This window comes from Rufibacter immobilis (assembly GCF_003721565.1).
Lineage (GTDB): Bacteria > Bacteroidota > Bacteroidia > Cytophagales > Hymenobacteraceae > Nibribacter > Nibribacter immobilis.
Window position 1 is genome coordinate 820,820 of the sequence record NZ_RJJE01000017.1, and the last position, 17,480, is coordinate 838,299.

15 protein-coding genes are annotated in these 17,480 nt (G+C 50.6%); 12 read left to right on the forward strand and 3 right to left on the reverse strand.

Going from position 1 to position 17,480, the window contains the following annotated elements; all coding sequences use genetic code 11:
• Nucleotides 1–105: 105 nt before the first annotated feature.
• Nucleotides 106–294: a histone H1 gene (locus EFA69_RS16355; RefSeq protein ID WP_123134156.1), complete on the forward strand. Its 189-nt coding sequence runs from the start codon at nt 106–108 to the stop codon at nt 292–294.
• A 163-nt stretch (nt 295–457) separates the two neighbouring features.
• On the opposite strand, the gene tyrS is transcribed toward EFA69_RS16355, so the two are convergent.
• Both tyrS and EFA69_RS16365 read right to left on the reverse strand, forming a co-directional pair.
• On the reverse strand, nt 458–1,762 hold the full coding sequence (tyrS, locus tag EFA69_RS16360) for a tyrosine--tRNA ligase (RefSeq protein ID WP_123134157.1): 1,305 nt from the start codon (nt 1,760–1,762) through the stop codon (nt 458–460).
• Nucleotides 1,763–1,859: 97 nt separating this feature from the next.
• Nucleotides 1,860–3,065, reverse strand: coding sequence for a MutS-related protein (locus EFA69_RS16365; RefSeq protein ID WP_221175760.1), 1,206 nt, complete (start codon nt 3,063–3,065; stop codon nt 1,860–1,862).
• A gap of 306 nt (nt 3,066–3,371) precedes the next feature.
• On the opposite strand from EFA69_RS16365, the gene holA reads away from it, so the two are divergent.
• The 9 genes from holA (at nt 3,372) to trmB (ending at nt 14,480) form a co-directional block, all read left to right on the forward strand.
• Nucleotides 3,372–4,424, forward strand: coding sequence for a DNA polymerase III subunit delta (holA, locus tag EFA69_RS16370; RefSeq protein WP_123134159.1), 1,053 nt, complete (start codon nt 3,372–3,374; stop codon nt 4,422–4,424).
• Between the two features lie 217 nt (nt 4,425–4,641).
• Nucleotides 4,642–7,668, forward strand: coding sequence for a tetratricopeptide repeat protein (locus tag EFA69_RS16375; protein ID WP_123134160.1), 3,027 nt, complete (start codon nt 4,642–4,644; stop codon nt 7,666–7,668).
• Nucleotides 7,669–7,672: 4 nt separating this feature from the next.
• Complete coding sequence (locus tag EFA69_RS16380; protein WP_123134161.1) at nt 7,673–9,343, forward strand: TonB-dependent receptor; 1,671 nt, start codon at nt 7,673–7,675, stop codon at nt 9,341–9,343.
• A 4-nt stretch (nt 9,344–9,347) separates the two neighbouring features.
• Complete coding sequence (locus EFA69_RS16385) at nt 9,348–10,565, forward strand: HU domain-containing protein (RefSeq protein ID WP_123134162.1); 1,218 nt, start codon at nt 9,348–9,350, stop codon at nt 10,563–10,565.
• 1 nt (nt 10,566) lies between these two features.
• On the forward strand, nt 10,567–11,271 hold the full coding sequence (locus EFA69_RS16390; RefSeq protein ID WP_183906832.1) for a MotA/TolQ/ExbB proton channel family protein: 705 nt from the start codon (nt 10,567–10,569) through the stop codon (nt 11,269–11,271).
• Nucleotides 11,271–11,672, forward strand: coding sequence for an ExbD/TolR family protein (locus EFA69_RS16395; RefSeq protein ID WP_123134163.1), 402 nt, complete (start codon nt 11,271–11,273; stop codon nt 11,670–11,672). Before EFA69_RS16390 ends, EFA69_RS16395 begins: the two co-directional genes overlap by 1 nt.
• A 1-nt stretch (nt 11,673) precedes the next feature.
• Entirely contained in the window at nt 11,674–12,519 is an 846-nt protein-coding gene (locus EFA69_RS16400; protein WP_123134164.1) for a hypothetical protein, read from the forward strand.
• A gap of 11 nt (nt 12,520–12,530) precedes the next feature.
• Nucleotides 12,531–13,823, forward strand: coding sequence for a bifunctional folylpolyglutamate synthase/dihydrofolate synthase (locus EFA69_RS16405; protein ID WP_245964607.1), 1,293 nt, complete (start codon nt 12,531–12,533; stop codon nt 13,821–13,823).
• Between the two features lie 3 nt (nt 13,824–13,826).
• Nucleotides 13,827–14,480 (forward strand): tRNA (guanosine(46)-N7)-methyltransferase TrmB, encoded by a 654-nt coding sequence (gene trmB, locus EFA69_RS16410; protein WP_123134165.1) that lies wholly within the window; start codon nt 13,827–13,829, stop codon nt 14,478–14,480.
• Between the two features lie 222 nt (nt 14,481–14,702).
• On the opposite strand, the gene trpF is transcribed toward trmB, so the two are convergent.
• Nucleotides 14,703–15,323 (reverse strand): phosphoribosylanthranilate isomerase, encoded by a 621-nt coding sequence (gene trpF, locus EFA69_RS16415; protein WP_123134166.1) that lies wholly within the window; start codon nt 15,321–15,323, stop codon nt 14,703–14,705.
• A gap of 284 nt (nt 15,324–15,607) precedes the next feature.
• On the opposite strand from trpF, the gene mnmA reads away from it, so the two are divergent.
• Together mnmA and EFA69_RS16425 are read left to right on the forward strand one after the other, a co-directional pair.
• Nucleotides 15,608–16,714, forward strand: coding sequence for a tRNA 2-thiouridine(34) synthase MnmA (gene mnmA, locus EFA69_RS16420; RefSeq protein ID WP_123134167.1), 1,107 nt, complete (start codon nt 15,608–15,610; stop codon nt 16,712–16,714).
• Nucleotides 16,715–16,733: 19 nt separating this feature from the next.
• On the forward strand, nt 16,734–17,456 hold the full coding sequence (locus EFA69_RS16425; protein ID WP_123134168.1) for a hypothetical protein: 723 nt from the start codon (nt 16,734–16,736) through the stop codon (nt 17,454–17,456).
• The last annotated feature ends 24 nt before the right edge of the window (nt 17,457–17,480 follow it).

The window sequence follows — 17,480 nt, forward strand, 5'->3', positions numbered from 1 at the left end:
GCATTGTTAATAAAATAATACAAACGCTTATTTTTTTGCACCTTATTTTATAATTCCTATATTAGAGCCATTAAACGTAATGTTAAACCTTTAAAACAAGCTCTAATGAACAATTTTTCCAAACTTAAGGATCTGGTTCTATCTCTGGAGAGTGACTTCGAGAAATTCTATGACAAGAAGAATTCAGCTGCCGGTACTCGCGTAAGAAAAGGCATGCAGGATCTGAAAAACATGGCCCAGGATATCCGTAAGGAAGTTCAGGATATGAAAAACAGCGAAGGTGCTGCTAAATAAGTTGCTCTTTAATAAGATATTATAAAAAAAGGTGGGTCTAACAACCCGCCTTTTTTTATGCCCGCCAGTCGGGCGTATGTTCATAAAAAAAATCCCGTTTAGGGGTCGTTTTTCCGGAAACGGCCCCTAAACGGGAGAGATGAAAAGCTGTCTTTCTGTTGTTTTAGACGGCTTTTACCAGATAGTAGTTCTTCTTTCCTTTCTGTACCACCAGATAGCTGCCGCGCAGGAAATCCTGGGTAAGGAACTCATCGGGCTTGCCTACTTTCTGGCGGTTAATGCTTACGCCGCCGTTCTGGATCATTTTTTTTGCCTCACCCTTTGAGTCAAAAATATGGCTTTGGGTAAGCTCAGACAGGAAGTCCACCACGGGTGTCTCCGCCGATAGGCTTTCTTTGGGAACCTCAATCTGCGGCACGCCCTCAAACACGGCCAGCAGCGTAGCCTCCGGCAAGTTGCGCAGTGTCTCCAGGTCACCTTTCCCAAACAGAATCTGGGAGGCTTCCACCGCGCTTTCGTACTCCTCTTTGGAATGGACGGTAGTGGTTACTTCCTTGGCCAGGGCTTTCTGCAAGACGCGCAGGTGCGGGGCCTGCTGGTGCTCGGCTACCAGAGCGGCAATTTCCTGCTGGTTGAGCAGGGTGAAACGCTTGATCAGGTTCTCGGCCTCTTCATCGGCTACGTTGAGCCAGAACTGGTAGAACTTGTAAGGGCTGGTCATGTTGGGGTCCAGCCATACGTTGCCGCTCTCAGACTTACCGAATTTGCTGCCATCAGCCTTGGTCACTAGTGGCGTGGTGAGCGCGTACGCCTTACCGCCTTCTATGCGCCGGATGAGCTCGGTGCCGGAGGTGATGTTGCCCCACTGGTCAGAGCCGCCCATTTGCAGGCGCACGTTCTTATGCTTGTAGAGGTGATAGTAGTCGTAGCCCTGTAGCAGCTGGTAGGAGAACTCGGTGAAGGAGAGGCCTTCGGCGCCGTTCTCGCCTTCCTGGGCCGTGATCCGCTTCTGCACCGACTCTTTCTTCATCATGTAGTTTACCGTGAGGTGCTTGCCCACGTTGCGCAGGAAATCCAGGAACGAGAACTCCTTGAACCAGTCATAGTTGTTCACGATCTCGGCGGCGTTCTCCACGCCGTCAAACTTCAGGAATTTCTCCAGTTGCTTTCTTATGCCTTCCTGGTTGGCGCGCAGCACTTCCTCAGAAAGCAGGTTGCGTTCCGCCGATTTCCCGGAGGGGTCCCCGATCATCCCGGTGGCCCCGCCTACCAGCGCGATAGGCTTGTGGCCCGCCCGCTGCAGCTGCACCAGCAGCATAATGGTAGCCAGGTTACCTATGTGTAACGACGAGGCGGTGGGGTCAAACCCAATGTAAGCGGTAGTCATGCCTGCGTTCAGTTGTTCTTCAGTGCCGGGCATGGTATCCTGCAACATGCCGCGCCAACGCAGTTCTTCAATTAAATTCATGTGGCTTCAATTTTACAAGGGCCAAAGATACACATCTTTTAAAAGGATGGAAGGAGAGAGTTATGCCAGTTCATTTCCATTTTGGAACTCAATCACACTACTTCCTCAGCAACTCTCGTAACCCGGTTTGAGCGAATAACAATTTCCCAATCTTAACTTCTGACCAACCTTCTGCCAAGCGGTAGTTAAAAGTTGCTTTATTGTCTTGCAGGGTGCAGGAGATGTGGCATTTTTTAATTTCAGGAGCCTGCACCTCCAGGTGGTTCTTTAAATTCTGAAGGTGGGTGGAAAAGAAAAACAGGCTGTTCTGGTGAGGCTTTAAGCCGTCAATGGTTTCTTGGAGAATCTCTTGGGCATCATCAGCGTCGGTGCCTTTGAAGATTTCATCAAATACCACAAAGCAGGAACTTCCATGGGCGGCGTGCTGCACTGCCGCCTTTAAAGCCATGAGCTCGTGCATGAAGTGGCTGTAACCGCTCATTAAGTCATCTTTGCTATTGATGTTGATAGATAATAGGGAGTAGAAAGGAAGGGTAAAAGCCGCCGCCGGGACTGCCAACCCCAAATGGGCTAAGTAAACGCAGAGGCCAATGGCTTTAAGTAAGGTAGATTTGCCGCTCATGTTGGGGCCTGTAAGCAATACCATGTTTTCTACTTCTGTAAGCGAAAGAGAATTTTTCACGGGGTGTTTCAGGAGGGGATGATAGAATTCAGTGATGGTAAAAACTCCTTCCTGAAAGTGCGGAAAGGCAAAACCGTATTTCAGCACACCTTTGGCAATAGAGAAATGAGCCTCAAAGGTGAAGAGGGCTTCCCATGCTTTATGGAGTAAACGGGGTTCCAGCCGAAGTAAAGTCTCCTCAAAGCGAAGGGCTTGGCGGTTCGTGAATCTGTTCTGTTTCACTATCGCACTTACCCCTTGGATATCAGCTTGTTCTACAAAAAGGTAGAAGGCCTTTAGTTCCTCCTGAAAGGAGGGAGGAAAAAGGCTGCTGTTTATGCTGTTGAAAAACCTGGAGGAGAGATGGTCAAACAGAAGCACCAGCTGAATAAGCTTAGATTTCTTCTGCTTTATTGTTTTGTTCTGGAGAAGTAAAAAGAGCCGTTTTGAGAAGCTATTGGACGATTTAGTTATCTTTTTATTAGATAAATAGGTGCAATACTCAAAGGCTTCCCTGAAGTCAATGTTTTGGTAATTGAATCGCTCTAAGACAGACCAATTTCTAATAAAACTCTTGATGATGGCTTGCCGCTCCAACACTTCCTCCAAACTAGAAGGTGCTTCAGAAAAAAATTGAAGCAATCGTTTCCTGCTTAATTCGGTGTTGGTGAAATCAAAGAAGGGAAGGATGCTGCGGCTAATTTCTAGATCTTGGATTAAATGCATGGTGGCGAAGGCGGTTATATGATATTGGATAAAGTAATAGGTATAACTGAAGTCTAGGAAATATAGTATTTTATATATTAAAACTGTTTAGCGCCTGTTTTTGGAAAAAGAGCCCCTAAACGGCTTTTTCGCATTTTGTGCCTCCTCATAGTGGAATCCGAGGGCGGGAGTGGTAAATTGCGTTCCTAAAGTCAAACCTCCCAATCCAGAACTGTTCTGTCTATGGCGCTTACCGCAGAAGACATCCTCAAGCAACTCAAGAACCGCGAATTTGCCCCTGTGTATTTTCTGCAGGGCGATGAACCGTATTATATTGACCTCATCTCTGACTACATAGAAGCCCATGCCCTCAATGACATGGAGAAAGGCTTCAACCAGGTGGTGATGTACGGCAAAGACACAGATGTGCCCACGGTGCTGCTGCAGGCCAAACGGTTCCCCATGATGTCTGACAAGCAGGTGGTGATTGTGAAGGAGGCCCAGAACCTACCCAACCTGGAGGCCGACCCTGAGAAAGACCCGGCGGCCAAACAGCTGGAGGCCTACCTCAACAACCCGCTGCCGTCTACCATTCTGGTGTTCTGCCACAAGCATAAAACCGTGGACGGGCGCAAACGGCTGGGCAAGCTGCTCAGTAAACAGGCGGTGTTCCTTACCACCAAGAAACTCTATGAGAACCAGGTGCCCGCCTGGATCAACCAGTTCATCAAGACCAAGAACCTGATGGCCACCCCGCAGGCCGTCATGATGCTGGGCGAGTACATCGGGTCTGACCTTTCGCGGCTGGCCAATGAGATTGAGAAACTGTCCATTAACCTCAAACCGGGCCAGACCATAGATGAGCGCCTGGTGCAGGAGAACATCGGGATCAGTAAGGAATATAACATTTTTGAACTGCAGAATGCCCTCACCCGACAAGATGTGCTCAAGGCGAACCGCATTCTCAACTATTTTGAGTCTAATCCCAAAGACAATCCGCTCATCCCTAACCTGGTGCTGCTGTTCTCGTTTTTCTCTAAGCTCATGACCTTGCACCTGCTGCCCCAGATTACGGAACAGACGGTAGCCAAGGAGCTGGGGAACCGCGGTTTTCTGGCCAAGGAGTACTTGCAGGCCCTCAGGGCATACCCGTACCAGCGGGTGCTGCAGATCATCACCTTCATCCACCTGGCAGATCTGCAGAGCAAAGGCATTGAGGGCGGTTCACTTTCAGACGCGGCCATTCTGCGGGAACTCGTCTTCAAGATTCTGCACCCCGTGCCGGTGCTCCGCTGATTTCCGTTTAGCGGCCATTTTTCCCAAATTAGCCCCAAAACAGGAATTTTTAGCGAAGGGTTAAATGCTAAAATCACTATATTATCGTTTGCACCAAAAGGCTAACCTGTCATTTAAGCTGCCGGTTACCCGCATTTTTTTCTAATTTTGAAGGACGGGCCAGTCGTGGTGACGCAGAAATGTTTTCCGCTGGCGGCTGCCTTAAGCCTATTTGCATATGAAACTACCTCACAAGTTTGCTTTGGCAACGGTTTTGCTGGGAGGGGCTCAGGTTGCGCACGCGCAGCATCCGCTCACCTTCCGCTCTGAAGAGCGCTTCTTCCACGAAGGACTGGAACTCTTTGACCGCGAAAAGTTTGGGGCAGCCCAACAAGCCTTCGGCGAGTACATCCGGCTCATCAATGATCCGCAGAAAACCGCCGACGCGCAGTATTACTACGCCATCAGTGGCCTGCATCTCTTTCACCCAGACGCTGAGCAGTTGGTCTTGCAGTTTGCCGCGCGCTACCCGTCGCACCCCAAGGCGGCCACGGCTTTCTTTGAGCTGGGGACCTCCCTGTTTGACAGTAAGAACTATGACAAGGCCATCGAGTATCTGGAGAAAGCCCCAGCTGACCGCTTGGACGAAGAGCAGCTGAAAGAATCAGACTTCAAACTGGGCTATTCCTACTTCATCAAGAAGAACTACACCAAAGCCAAGCAGCTGTTTGACCGCAACAAGAAAGGCAACCACAAGTATGCCTATGCCTCCAGCTATTACGCCGGTTACCTCGCGTACCGCGAAGGCGACTACATCGGGGCTAAATTAGACTTGAAAGTGGCCGAGCAGGACGAGAATTACCGCACGGCGGTGCCGTACATGCTCACCGAGGTGCTGTACAAGGAGAAGAACTTTGCGGAGGTGATCAGCTACGGCGAGAAGTCTCTGTCCATGAGCCCGCGCGTGCAGAACCCCGAAGAGATTGAACTGCTGGTAGGCGATGCCTATTTCCAGCGCAATGATTTTAAGTCGGCGTCTAAGTACTTCAAAGGCTACGCTCAGGGGAAAAGAACTCTGGATAAAACCGTGCAGTACAAAATGGGGATCGCGGATTACAAGAACAACGATTTCAAGAGCTCTATCCAGAACCTGAAGGCGGTGGCGTTTCACTCAGACTCACTGGGCCAGAACGCTTCTTACCACCTGGGGTTGAGCTACCTCAAAGACAATAACAAGCAATTCGCCTTGGGTGCATTTGACCAGGCCCGGAAGCTTAACATTGACCGTAACGTAAAAGAGGGAGCCACCGTGAAATATGCGCAGCTGAACTATGAGCTGGGTAATTTCTCTGAGGTCATCAACTCGCTGGCTTCCTTCTCCAAAGACTTCCCGGAATCAAGGTTCAGTGACGAAGTGGATGACATCCTGAGCGAGGCGTACCTGAACTCCAGCAATTACCTGGAGGCCATCCAGCACATTGAGAAACTGCCAAGACGCAGCCACCGCATCAATGAAACCTACCAGCGGGTAACGTATTACCAGGCCGTGAAGCTGTACAACGACCAACTGTTTCAGCAAGCCGTGGCCATGTTGGATAAGTCTCTGGGCTTCCCGTATGACAAAGAAATCCAAGCGGGCAGCAACTTCCTCAAAGGCGAAGCCTATTCCATTGGGCAGCGCTGGCCGCAAGCCATCAATAGCTACGGAGCGGTGTTCCAGACACCCAACTCGGGCCGCACGGAATTCTATGTGAAGTCTCGCTACGGCATTGGGTACGCGTACTACAATGACAAGCAGTATGACAAAGCCCTCACACACTTCAAGGCTTACCTCAACGACAATAGTGTAAGAGCCGGCAACCCGAACTACACAGATGCCATGATCCGTCTGGCCGATTGCTACTATGTGACGAAAGACTACAGCCAGGCGCTCACGTATTATGATCAGGCCTTGGCCTCCAAAACCCCGGATGCCGACTACGTACATTTCCAGAAAGGCGTGGTCTACAACCTCACCAACCGTAGAGACCAGGCTATTCAGAGTTTGCAGACCTTGCTGCGCTCGTACCCCAAATCGCGCTACGCTGATGATGCGGTGTACCAGAAAGGGGTGATTGACTTTGAGAATGCGAACTACGCCCCGGCCATTGCCTCTTTCAGCGACCTGATTGATAACCACTCCGGCAGCACCTTAGTCCCTAATGCGTTGCAGAAACGGGGGGTAGCCAACATGAACCTGCGCCGCCAAAACGAGGCAATTGCAGATTTTAAGCGGGTGATTGATCAGTACCCCACCAGCCCGGTGGCCAATAGTGCACTTTACTCGTTGCAGGAGGCCTTAGGAGCCGCCAACCAGACCGAGCAATTAGATACCTACCTAGCAAAATTCAAGGCTGCCAACCCAGAAAGTGATGCTTTGGAAAGTGTTGAATTTGAAGCTGCTAAATCACTTTACTTTAATGAAAAGTACAAACAGGCCATTCCTAAGTTTGAGGCTTTCCTGAAGAATTATCCGGCCAGTTCCTCGGTGCCTAATGCCCGCTACTTTCTGGGTGATTCCTACTACCGCAGCAATGACAAAGAGAACGCCTTGCGCAGCCTCAAAGAGGTTGCCATACAGGGCAAGTCTGAGTACCTAAGCAAAGCCGTTCAGCGCGTGGCTGATATGGAGTTTGAGAATGGCAATTATACCGAGGCCGCTAATTTTTACTCCCGTTTGCGCGATCTGGCAGTGAATAAGAAGGAGCAGGCAAATGCTTTGATGGGTCTTATGAAGAGTTTCTACTTCACCAATGACTTCAACAATACCATCCTGATTGCCGATGAATTGATTGCCCGTGGCAATGCTACGTTGAACGCTTATAACTCTGCGCTGCTGTACAGAGGGAAAGCCAGCTATGCCTTGGGACGTTTAGATCAGGCGGAGAAAGAATTCCGCACGGCGGCCACCTCGGCCACCGACGAGAACGGAGCCGAGGCCCATTATCTGCTCGCGGAGATCTTCTACAAGCAGAAGAAGTACAAAGAAGCCCTGGACCAGGGATTTGCCTTCAGCCAGACCTTTGGCGACTATGACCTGTGGTTGGGCAAGACTTTCTTATTGATTGCCGATGTGTACGTTGCCCAGAATGAGGCCTTCCAGGCGAAAGCCACGTTGAACTCCATTATTGAGAATTCGCCGCTGGAGGAAATCAAGTCAGAGGCCAGAGCCAAACTGGCGGAGTTGGAAAATACTGTTTCACCGGCAAATGCCCCTAAGAACTAATAAAATGAGATATACAACAAAATGGGCAGGCGTGTCTGCTCTCTTTTTGCTGGGCTTATTACCGGCCGCTCATGCTCAGACGGGTTGGGGCGAAGGCAACAAGTTGGAGAGCACCGAAATTGTGGTGGAGAAGAACCGCGTGCTGGAATTGCCGGAGGCGAACCGCAACTTTGAAAAATTCCTGATTCAGCCTCCCAAGTTGGGCGACAGAAAGGTGACCTACCGTTTCAATGAATACCGGTTGCCGGAGCATTACATCAACCTGCCCATGAAAGTATTAACCATACAGCAGGAGCAACTGCCCACCCTGTATGGTAACTACGTGAAAGGTGCGGTTGGAAATTACGGTACAATCTATGCCAAAGGCTATTTCCATAACAACCGCAGCGACAAGTCTTCCTTTGGCGCACAAGTAGGGCATCTGTCGTCAGCGCACGGTCCTATCGAGAATTCGGGCTCTTCCACCAGTTACATCAAAGGGAACGGAGATCTCTATCTGGGGCCAATCACGGTGGGCGGAAGCTTAGGTTATGAGCGGGATCAGGCGTATTTCTACGGAAGAAAAGATGTAGCTGAAGTAGATAAAAATACTATTAAACAGGTATATAACCGTTTTGCCGTGGAGGGCCACTTAAACAACCTGGCCGACGAGAAGAACATCTTCCACTACAATGGCAAACTTGGCCTGAACTATACCGGCGATGACTTTAATGCCAAAGAAACCCATCTGTTCGGGAACGTGAAGTTTGGGTATGACCTGAGCCAGGAGTCACAGGTAGTGGTAGACGCGGAACTGGCGTACACCAACCTCAAAGGGGAAGATTCTTACGGCAGAGGTTTGTTCAAAATCAGGCCTACCTATCAGCTGCAAAAGGATAAAGTAGCCCTTACATTGGGAGCCACCATTGCCTATACCGGAGACACCATCAATGATGCCCGCAAATTCAACATTTACCCGGCCCTGGAGGCAAAGTACCAGGTGATCCAGAACAAGCTGGTGATTTTTGCCGGAGCCGGCGGAGATCTCCAGCGAACCACGCTGTACACGCTAAGCAAAGAGAATCCGTTCCTGAACCAGAACCTGCAAATTGCCGATGTAAATAAAGGACTTGAGTTTTACGGTGGGATGAACGGCAGCATCAGCAAATACGTGCAGTTTACGGGCCGTATTGCGTACCAGAACTTCCGGAACTTGTATTTCTACAACAACGCCGTTTCAGATTCGTCCAAGTTTGACCTTGTCTATGACGACGGCGTCACCAAGGTATTCCAGTTCTTCGGGCAGCTGACCTTTAACCAATCAGAGAGATTACGACTGGGGGCTAAGGTAGAAAGCAACAACTACTCAACCGCCTCATTACGAGAAGCATTCCACAGACCAGACATGGTAGTGACCGCCTTCGGGACGTATAATCTTTCAGACAAGATTCTCTTGAACAGCGAACTTTACTATATTAGCAGTTCGTTTGGGGAAATAACCCGGGCAGACGGAACGAAAGTACTGCAGGAGACAGACACCGTAGTAGACCTCAACCTGAAGGGAGATTACCGCATTACGCCGCGTTTTTCCGTGTTCCTGATGGGGAATAACCTTTTGGGCAGCAAGTACCAACGTTTCGTGAATTATCCAACCCAGGGCATCTCGTTCCTGGGCGGGGCTACTTATTCATTCTAAACCTATGGTCCAGAGCCACATTAAATCGCTGCTGTACGCTTATGACTGCGTGATCATCCCAGATTTTGGGGGGCTGATCACGCATTATGCGCCGGCCAAGATCCATCCGGTAAAGCATACGTTTACACCGCCCTCTAAACGCATTGCGTTCAATGAGCAGCTCAAAGTAAACGATGGCCTCCTGATCTCAACCCTTGCCCAGCAGCAGCGGTGGCCCATGTCCCAGGCGCAGCAGGCCGTGGCAGAATTTGTACAGGAGCTGAAAGAGCAATTGCTTTCCCAGCATAGATTTGAGCTGAAAGACGTGGGCGTTTTCCGTTACAACGCGGAGCGGAAGGTGGTATTTGAAAACCTGGACAGCGATAATTTCTTGGAGCACGCTTTCGGGTTACCGGAGCTGGTGGCTAAGCCAATTGCTGGCAAAGACACACTGGTGCTGAGAGGCAAATACCAGGACCAGCCAGCGCACCAGCACCTAGAAAGCAAAAAAGCACCTAGCCGTTTCCGGAAACTCTACCGCGTTGGCGCCAGCCTTATCATTGGTGGTATTTCGGTGGCGGGCATTTACCTGCTGTCTTTGCAGCAGGAGGTGGCTTTGGGTTCTCTTAACCCGCTTGCGTTGTTTTCTACCTCAGAGAATGCCGCCCCTGTAGCTTCGCCTTCTGAACAAGTAGTTGAAACAGATGCTTTTGAGCAAGCTCAGTTAACAGAACAATACAAGTCGGCGTTGCCTATTGAACCTTCCATTGAGGCGGAACTGGCCATGGAAGACTCAGTTTTGGCTAAATTCCCAAAAAACAGCCCCGAAACGCAAATGGCCTCGGTAGCTTCGGCAGAAGTAGTTGTGCTAGAGAAGGAAAACCTTGCCACTGCTCCTAAATCGGTAGAAGTTGCTGCCCCAGCAACTCCGGTAAAAGCTGAGGAAAAGGCAGTGCGCCCTGCCGCTAAAAAAGAGGAGGCCGTAGCCAACGCTACTACAATTAAAAGAAAGACAGGCCGTTTCTACGTCATTATGGGTGTGTTCTCATTAGATGGCTATGCCGCCACTAACCAAAAGCGGCTGATGAAGAAGGGCTACGATGCCAAAATTGTCACTCCCGCCCATGACACCAAGCGGCAACGCGTTTCCGTAGCAGATTACGCTACCGAGGCCGAAGCCCTCGCAGCTCTACCGGCGTTGCGCGATAAAATCAGCAATGAACTTTGGGTATTTAACTATTAACATGAACGCTTTCCTTCTCCAGATCACCACATCTGCCGCCGTTGACACTACTGCCGCCGCCACTACCGCTGAGGCCACGCAAGAATCAGTATCGTTGTTAGACTTAACCATGGCCGGCGGATGGGCAATGTTTCCTTTAGCTGCTCTGTCTATTGCTGCCATTTACATCTTTGTGGAACGTTATCTTACCATCAAGAAGGCGTCCAGGAACCCCTCAGATTTTCTGGGCAGGTTGAAGAGCCTGGTCATTGCCGGCGATGTTCAGGGAGCCAGAATGCTGTGTGCCCAAACTAATTCACCTATCTCGCGCATGCTAGAGAAAGGGATTTCCCGCATTGGCCAGCCGCTGAAAAGCATAGAGGCCTCTATTGAGAACGTAGGAAAAATTGAGATTGCCAAGCTGGAGAAAAATCTTTCCGGATTGGCGACCGTGGCCGGTGCTGCTCCCATGCTGGGCTTCTTGGGTACGGTAACGGGGATGATTGGCGCTTTTATCGCTATTGCCCAAGCAGAGGGTTCTATCAGCCCCAAACTGCTCTCCGGTGGTATCTATGAAGCCATGGTAACTACCGCAGCCGGTCTTATCATTGGTTTGCCTGCTTACGTGGGCTACAACTTCCTGGTATCAAAGATTGACAGCATTGTGCATGACATGGAGTACAGCTCCATTGAGTTCATTGACTTATTACAGGAGCCGCAAGCCTAATGAATTTACGTTCTAAAAACAGAATCAGCGCAGAGTTCAGCATGTCGTCTATGACAGACATCATCTTCCTGTTGCTGATCTTCTTCATGCTTACCTCCAACTTCGTGACCCCTACGGCACTGCCCGTGAACTTGCCCTCTAGTTCAAAAGGCAGTATTGTGATGCAGAAGGTGAGCGTGACCATTACCTCAGACCTCAGATATTTCGTAAACGAACAACCCTCCAGCCTGGAAAACCTTAGAACCGATCTTGGGAATGCCCTGGGAGGAACCGAAGAAGGCATGGGGGTTGTTGTGTTGAATGTAGACAAAAGCGTACCAGTGGAGTACCTGGTGAAGGTGGGCAGCGTTGCCAATGACCTGAAGGCCAAAATCTCCATTGCTACCCAGACCGAAGAGTAATATGATTGCCACTACACAGGAAGAAGAAAAAAACAAACGCATAGCCATGGGGGTAAGCCTAGCGGTGCATGCGCTGTTATTGCTTTTTCTCTTTTTCTTCTTGGTTGGGCAGCGCCCAGATCCTGAGTTAGATCAATTGGGCGGGATAGAGATGTCCTTCGGAACTACGGAAACCGGGGGCGGCGATGTGCACAGCAAAGCGCAGCCCAATGATTCGCCTAACGAGGAAGACAGCCAGCCGGCTGCCGAATCTCCCAAAGCCACCCCAACTCCCCAGCCCCAACCACAACCCGAAGTAACCGCCCAACCCGAGAAAGTGGTGACCACCACCATGGAAGCTCCGGTGAGCGTGAAGGAGGAGCCCAAACCCAAAGTGGTGGAGCAGCCCAAGGTAGAAGAAAAGAAAGTTGACACCCGCGCCCTCATGGGCAAAGCTAAAACGGGTGCCGGTAACGGTGTAGCCGGTTCCAGCAATCAGCCTACCGGCAACAACAACGGCGACGAAGGAACCGTAGGCGATAAAGGAAATCCAGCCGGAATGTACCCCGGCAAGAAGACCGGGAAAGGCGGCAGTGGCGGCGGATCTCTTGATATGCCCGGTTGGCGCTATGATATTGAGCCACGGCCAGACCCGTATGAGAACGAAAGCGGGATCATCAAATTCAGAATTAAAATAGACGGCGACGGAGAATTAGTGAGTTTGCAGGTGGTAGAGTACAGCGTAAGCCCGCAAGTGGTGGAGTGGTACAAGAAACAGGTGCAGAGAACTTCCTTCAGCCGCATCAACAATTCGTCCTCCAGTGCCGGGGCGACCGGAACCATCACCTTCATCATTAAATCAAACTAAAGACGACCTTCGTGACCTACGAACAAGCCTTAGACTATCTCTACCAGCAGTTGCCGATGTTTCACCGCATCGGCAACGCTGCTTTTAAGAAGAGCCTGGACAATATCATTGCGCTCACCCAAGCCTTAGATAACCCGCAGCAGCACTTCAAGACGGTGCATGTGGCGGGCACCAATGGCAAGGGGAGCTCTTCTTCTATGCTGTCGGCCGTTTTGCAGGCGGCTGGCTATAAAACTGGTCTCTATACCTCACCGCATCTGAAAGACTTCACAGAGCGCATCAGGGTGAACGGGGAGATGATCTCCAAAGAGAAAGTAGCGCAGTTTACAGAGCGGCACCAAGCGCTTTTTGAGCAGGTAAAGCCTTCGTTCTTTGAGATGACGGTTGCCTTGGCCTTTGAGCATTTCGCCCAGGAGCAGGTAGATATTGCCGTGATTGAAGTAGGGCTAGGCGGAAGGCTAGATTCCACCAACATCATCACCCCGCTGGTATCGCTCATCACCAACATTGGGTTAGACCACCAGAGCCTCTTGGGGAACACCCTGCCGGAGATCGCCCAGGAGAAAGCCGGTATCATCAAGCCTGGCGTTCCTGCCGTGGTTAGTTTAACGCAGCCCGCAGTTTCGGCCGTTTTTGAGAAAAAGGCCGCTGAAACGCAATCTACGCTGGTCTTCGCAGATCAGGTATACCAGGTGGAGGCCAAAGGCATTTCCGGTTTACACTCTTCCTTTGAGGTCTATTTCAACCAGGAACTTCTACTGGGAGACTTAAAGCTTTCTCTTTTAGGAAACTATCAGAAATTCAACCTGCCGGGAGTGCTGGCTACGGTTGAAGAATTGAGACGGCAAGGCTTTGTTATCTCAGCCGACCATGTGCGTGAAGGGCTGGAAAAGGTGCAGGAATTTACCGGTTTACAGGGCCGCTGGCAAGTACTGGCCCAGGAGCCCCTCACCATCTGTGACACGGGCCACAACATAGATGGAATCACCCACGTGGTGAAGCAGTTGCTGGCGCTCAGGCCCAAGCAGGTGCACTTTGTATTTGGGGCCGTGAACGACAAAGACATCCAGAGCGTGCTGCGTTTGCTTCCGGTTTCTTACCGCTACTACTTCTGCGAAGCCCAAATCCCGAGGGCGCTGCCCGTGCAGCAGCTCTGGGAAGAGGCCCAATTCGCTGGGTTGAAGGGAGCCGCCTATCCTACGGTACAGGACGCTATTTTGTCGGCGAAAGCGCATGCGCAGCCAGATGAGGTAATATTCATTGGAGGCAGTACCTTTGTGGTGGCAGAAATACCCGAACTATAATTCATGGGCAGAGGAAAATTAGAGAAATTTGCAGTAAATGCCACCCGGGCTAACGTGGTGGAACCTGGTAAAGAGAATTTTGAGAAACTGAAAGGGCGCTGGAACCAGGATTTCTTCCTGAAGGAGCAGCCCCTGGTGTTGGAAGTAGGGTGCGGGAAAGGTGAGTACACCTTGGGCATGGCCGAACGCTTCCCGAACAAGAACTTCATCGGGATTGATATCAAAGGCAACCGCATCTGGAAGGGAAGTACCCTGGCCGAAGAAGCCGGCCTGTATAACGTAGGGTTCCTCCGGATCTTTCTGGAGAACATTGACCAGCACTTCGGGGAGCAGGAGGTAGACGAGATCTGGATTACCTTCCCAGACCCGCAGCCCCGCAAGCGCGACATCAAGCGCCGCCTTACTTCGCCGCGCTTCCTGGACATGTACGCGCGTATCCTTAAGCCCGGCGGTAAACTCCACCTGAAAACCGACAGCGAGCTTCTGTTTGACTATTCGTTGGAAGTGTTGGAAGAAAGAAAAGCCAAAAATCTGCTCTATACCAAAGATTTGTACCAGTCAGATTTGCAGGAGCATACCATGGGCATCTATACCACCTTTGAGAAGAAGTACCTGGAGTTAGAGGTGCCCATCAAATACCTACAGATAACGGTTTAACAGATCTAAGACTGCGTTTAGCGGCTCTTTTTCTGAAATAAGCCCCAAAACGCACGTGTGCTGCTTGGCGGCTAAATCAGCTGCTTTTACAGTTAATATAAAGGTCTTCCGTTTAGGGGCTGTTTTTCCAAAAACAGCCCCTAAACGGAAGACCTTTCTAATTTTCTCCGGAAGTAGATGTAGCTACTTAGCTTGCGCTATATAGCCCATCCCATTTAGGCCTTAGTCTTCCAACTGCTCAAAAATCTCTTCCAGTTCATCAAAGTTCTTGTAGCCTGGTCTGATCTCTTCGCCGCCTTTAAGGGCGATTCCCGCCGGCTGAATTTTGTCCAGGGCCTCCCGGGTGTTCTCTTTCGTGAGCCCGAAGCCCAGCAGAATAGGGAACCGCTTAGAGATATCGCGCAGAAAGCGGCGGTTGGTCTCGTCTATGGAAGTGAAATCCTCAGAATCTATCAAAAAATACTCCACGTGCTGTTGGTAGAGTTCCAGGGTATTGATGATGTTTTCCTCTACGGTGTCTTTGTCAATGAGAATCCGCAGAATGATGGGCAGGGGGAGGTCGTCCAGCTCTTCAATGAAGTAAAGGCTGTTGAGCTGGAGCATGTCTACTTTGTATTCCAGCAGAAGCTCTTCCAATTCCGCCACGGGCAGGTTGTCAACCTCGCCCACCAGTTTCACGCCAGACACCCATCCGGAAATTTCCTTGAAGGCGGCGGCATCTATGTGCTGTGGCTGGCCCGGCTGCAGGGAGAAGCCCAGCATTTCCACGCCCATGCCGGCGCAGTAGCGGGCATCGCTCAGGTTGGTAATCTGGTTCACCAGGACAATTGTATTCAGTGCCATTTCTTTTCTTGGTTGTTTGTAAAAAACAGGCTTAGGTAGACCTGTTCTGTAGCCAAAAGTAATGCCTTTCCCTTTTTAAGCCTACAGTATTTCGTTAAAAGTGCCTGTTCTTGCGGTGAACAATTCACTGGCTTCCATTAAACTAATTTAAGGGGGGCAGGGTTAGGGAAAGTACAAGCGCCTAAGTGCCTGATCTACAGAAGAAGGCAGATCGCTTTAAAATCACTATATTTGCAGCATTGTTTTTCGGCGGGACTGTGAATCCCGTTTCAGCTTAGAAAAAAATGAGTTCAAAAGGAAGAGTATTAGTCGCCATGAGTGGCGGAATTGATTCCTCTGTGGCAGCGGTGCTGTTGCACGAGCAGGGGTACGAAGTAGTGGGCATGACCATGAAAACCTGGGACTACTCCAGTTCCGGGGGAAGTAAAAAGGAAACCGGCTGCTGCAGCCTTGACTCCATCAATGATGCCCGTGACATTGCCGTTCAGCTGGGTTTCCCGCATTACATCATTGACATTAGGGAGGAATTCGGGGATTACGTCATCAACCATTTCACAGACGAATACATTGCCGGCCGCACGCCCAATCCTTGTGTGCTGTGCAATACGCACATCAAATGGGATGCCTTGCTTCGCCGCGCCGATAAGTTAGGCTGTGATTTCATTGCCACCGGTCATTACGCCAACATCAGGCAAGAGAACGGCCGGTACGTCATCTCCAAGGGGAAAGACCATAACAAAGACCAGTCGTATGCGTTGTGGGGTATCTCGCAGGAAAGCCTGAGCCGCACTATTTTCCCGCTGGGTCAGCTGCATAAAACCGTGATCCGGCAGATGGCCATGGATCGCGGGTTTGATGCGCTGGTGAAGAAAGCCGAATCCTATGAGATCTGTTTTATCCCGGACAACGATTACCGCAGTTTCCTGAAGCGGCGCGTGCCCACTTTGCAGGCCGAAGTGGCGGGCGGTGAATTTGTTCTGGAAGACGGCACCGTGATAGGCAAACACGATGGTTACCCGTTCTACACCATTGGCCAGCGCAAAGGCTTGGGTGTAGCCCTGGGCTATCCGGCGTTTGTAACCCGCATAGAGAAAGAAACGAATAGGGTAGTACTGGGGAATTACGAGCAACTGGCCAAGAACGGCATGAACGTGGGCAAACTGAGCATGTTAAAATACGAGAACCTGCACGGCCTGCCCACTGAGACTGTGACCAAAGTGCGCTACAATGACCCAGGCACCGCCGCTACCATTGAACAGGTGGGCGATAAGATGCTAGTGAAATTCCACGCCGGCGTGAATGCCATCGCACCGGGCCAGGCCGCCGTTTTCTATGAGGGCGACGATGTGATTGGCGGCGGATGGATTGAGACCAGCTTCATGCTTGACTAAAAGACTTTACTTGCTGTCTATGAGAAAAATCTTGCTCTTTGCATTCCTGCTGACCAGCCTGTTTGCCACTTCCTGCGGAGACGAGGAAATCACCAGAGATCCTGACGCCATCGGGTACCAGTATTATCCTTTGGAGGTGGGCAACTACTGGATTTTCAACGTAACGGAGAACACCTACCGGCGCAACGAGGTGGAGAACACCACCACTTACCAAACCCGCGAACGGATAGATGCCATCACCAAAGACCAGGAAGGCCGCGAGTGGTACCGGGTGGAACTGAGCCGCAGAAGCACCGAAGGCAGTAATTGGGTCATCAATGGCGTGAGATTAATTTCAAGGTCAGCTACAGATTTGCGGGTGCAGGAGAACAACAGCACGTACGTACGCATGGTATATCCGGTAGAGGAAGGCCGTTCCTTCATCACCAACGCCTTCCTGGGCGGAGGCAGTGAAACCAAGGTTTACCTCACTTACCAGGATCTAGGCAAACCCTATGCAGAAGACGGCCTTGATTATGCCACCACGTTAACGGTAAAACAGGCAGATTTTGAGGAATTTTTAGATAAGAAAGAAGCCACTGAGGTACTGGCCTGGGGCGTGGGTCCAATCAAACGCAGCACCATCAACTATGATTACTGTAACCCTGCCTCCGGCGAAAGCGACTGCGCAGTGGGCACTAACTTTATTGTCTCTGGTACAGACAAGACGGAACTTCTGGTGAGTTCAGGTAAAGCCGAGTAAGTGGGCAGAGATAAAAGCTTGAAT